Raw genomic sequence first — 3,437 nt, forward strand, 5'->3', positions numbered from 1 at the left:
AATTACAAGAAGCTGAAACAGTATTTAAATTTTCAATAGTAGTTCCTGCAGCTAAAGTATGTCCAGTAAAACCATTATAATTACTTGGATAAAAACTACTACAAAAGCTGCTGTACATTCTATCTTTTATATAAATTTCTAAAAGAGAAATTTATATAAAAGGATGCTATTTCCATCAGGGCTAAAAATTTAGTAATTACATTAAAATCACATTCCTTTTTCACCTCTGTAAAAAATTCTACATCCAAAAGATTCAGTTTCACTTGCTGTAACAGGTTTGTTTATCAATAATTCATCAATTGCATTTGCCAATAATGGTTTTGCATTTTTTGCATCTCCGGCATTATCATCAATAGCACCTTTGTATTTTACAATCCATTTTCCTTGTTTGTTTTTCCAAATTACAAATGCTTGTGGCGTATGAGTAGCTTTAAATTTCTTTGCAACTAGTTGTAATTTGTCTTGTAAATATGGAAATTTCAATTTTTCTTCCTTAACTTTTTTCTGCATTAATACAAAAGATTCTTCTGCATAAGCAAGTGTATCCATAGAATTTAAAGCAATTAAATGAACTTCTTTAGATTTATATTTAGAATATATAACATTCAATCTATCCGAATAAAATTTCGCCATCGGACATTTATTACAAGTGAAAATCACAATAAAACCTTTTGCATTTTTATAAGAAGAAAGCGAAACTTGCTTATTTTTAGTACTTTTTAAAGTAAAATTAGTAATCTCTATTTCGTTAGTTATTACATTATTTGTAAAACTTACTAACGAAATAGAAATAATAAAAAGTACTACTATAAGTTTATTTTTTCTCATTATTTTTTAATAAATTTTTTAGTCGTAATCGATTTTGTTTGCTTGTCCATCATTTGAAAAATATATACTCCATTTGCTAATGATGAAATATCAATTCCGTTTTGCCATTGTGGTTGTGGTAACATCATAACCGTTCTTCCAGTTGTGGTTAAAATAGTTACATAATAAATTTCTGTATTATCATCTTTCAAATTCACAAATAATTTATCATTTGCAGGATTAGGATACAAACTAAATTCGGTACTTGCATTTACATTTTCTATTGCTAAATTATTTACTACAATAAATTGTCCCATCATTCCACCATCTTCGTGATTTGCAAAATGACAATGATACATATAAGGATGCGTAACATCTGAATCTGCAAAGTCTTCAAATTTTCCAACAAAAGTTACCGATTCACCTTTTGGAAGATAAAAAGTATCTTTCCAACCACTTTCATAACTGTTTACAGATGCGGCTAAACCATTTCTTGCTATAATTTTAAATTCAATATCGTGTAAATGAAAAGAATGACCAAATATATTATTGTTAGTAACGGTCCAACTTTCTATAGCATTAAGATTTACTGTTTTATTTATGGTTGCAAATACAAATGGTGTTGCATCAAAATTAAAAGCTGTATTTGCATTTCCACCAGTTACAGCAAGTGATCTTGTAACAGTTGCATTGGCTGCAGTCCAATAAATATTACTCATTAACGTTGTTGGAACTGAAGTGATTGGAGTAATAGCAGTAGTGGTTGCAGTAACATTAATATGTAAAACCGGAAAATCAATATTGTTTAATAAGCTACCAAATTGTCCACCTGTTGCAGGTTCACCACCTGGAAATCCTAAGGCAAAACCAGAATTAAAAGCTTTTAAATCTAAAGATGAACCAACAATATCATTACCTAAATTTACCATAATTTCAACACGTTCACCAACCATTAATTTAACTCTAGTTACTGCAATTGGTACATTTAATAATCCACCATCATTTGCAATTACATAAAAAGATCGGTTATCGCTAAAACCTAAATTATATCCTCTTTCGTTTTCTGCATTTAAAATTCGCATACGAACATATTGTTTTGGTAAACTTATTTGAGCATTTGGTGTTCCGTTTGACAACATATAATCACCATAACCTCTATTAGAAGTTGGTGGAGTTTCAAACTGATTTGCAGCAGTATAACCTCTACTAGTTAAAGCTAAAACTATATCATCAACACCATACGTTCTCGGCAATGCTAATGCAGATTCTATTGGATCTTTTACAATTATAAATCCTCCAATACCTTTTGTCATTTGTATTTGAGCCGTTTCATGCAAATGTGGATGATACCATAATGTTGATGCTTGGTTTTTTACCGTCCAAAAAGGTTGCCATAAAGTTCCTGCAGGAATTATTTGATGTGGTCCACCATCCATAACTGCTGGTAAATGCATTCCGTGCCAATGTAAAGTGGTGGATTCATTTAAATTATTGGTAACATTCATATGAACTTCATCTCCTTTATTTACAAATAAAGTTGGTCCCCAAAAAGTTTCATTATTTATTGCTCCAGTAACCGTTAAATTTCCTGTTCTCAATTGCTTAGTGGCATCTTTAATATTTAAATTAAAAGTAGTTCCATATAAAGCTTCTGGCATTGGCATTGTGTTGTATTGCGCTTGAAGTTGCAAAACTAAACTTAATAATAGAATTGTAAAAAGTAATTTTTTCATTTTATGTGTTTTTGATTATTATAATTATTTTACCAATAGTTTTTTAGTTATAACCGAATTTGAAAACTGAATTTTAACAAAATAAGTTCCTTTTTCCAGTTTTTTAATATCTATACTTGAATTGAATTTTTGTATTTTATAAACCAAACTTCCTTTAATATCATAAATAGAAATTTGTTCTACATCATTTTCTAAAAAATCATTTCCTAAATTTATTTTAAAAACATCAGTTGCTGGATTTGGATAAATAGTAATATTTTTTTCTATTGCAATAACATCTGCAACATTTAAATTTGGAACTGTACATAAAGCTGGACCATTATAATTGGTAGTAGTTGTTCCAGTAGGTGTAACATATTTAAAAGTATAAGTTGTTCCTGTAATTGTAAAATTGGTCGCATAACCAGAAACACCATTTAAAGAATATAAAGTATTGTATCCATTACTTGCATTTGCAACGCAAGAAGTTATTAAAGCTCCATTTAAAGGTGTCCAATTTTCGGTTCTAACAGGATTTCCTTGAGGTTGTGGAATAATTTGCAAAGTTGCATCTTCGGTAACTTGACCTACCATATTTCCAATCATATATGGCGCAGTTGCAGTTCCGTGATAATGATAAACACCATTAAAATAGTGTCCGTGATTGGCATCAAGCGTTGCCATTGTTGCTCCAGTTGGTTCTAAACTTCCGTAAACTGCAAAACCATCAAAAGCAAATGCAATTGGTAAATTATAAGTAGTTTGTCCTAAAGATATTAAATGTAAAGGTGCTGTATGGTAATGATAATCATCACCACGACCACAATGTCCGCCATAATTATCAAGTTGTCCGTCAAGAAAAGAATCTACACCAGTATTGGTATGATAATTAAAAATGGGAACTCCATTGGTAGCAAT

3 protein-coding genes are annotated in these 3,437 nt (G+C 30.0%); all 3 read right to left on the reverse strand.

Translation table 11 applies throughout. From position 1 onward, the window contains the following. Window positions 1-207: 207 nt before the first annotated feature. Complete coding sequence (locus ACH2BO_RS00540; protein WP_395042806.1) at window positions 208-828, reverse strand: thioredoxin family protein; 621 nt, start codon at window positions 826-828, stop codon at window positions 208-210. Next, window positions 828-2,540, reverse strand: coding sequence for a multicopper oxidase domain-containing protein (locus tag ACH2BO_RS00545; RefSeq protein WP_395042807.1), 1,713 nt, complete (start codon window positions 2,538-2,540; stop codon window positions 828-830). The genes ACH2BO_RS00540 and ACH2BO_RS00545 overlap by 1 nt, the downstream gene beginning before the upstream one ends. A gap of 24 nt (window positions 2,541-2,564) precedes the next feature. Next, window positions 2,565-3,437: T9SS type A sorting domain-containing protein (locus ACH2BO_RS00550; RefSeq protein WP_395042808.1), on the reverse strand; the 873-nt coding region annotated here is incomplete at its 5' end.

The sequence above is a fragment of the Flavobacterium sp. genome (genome assembly GCF_043773265.1).
Classification (GTDB): domain Bacteria; phylum Bacteroidota; class Bacteroidia; order Flavobacteriales; family Flavobacteriaceae; genus Flavobacterium.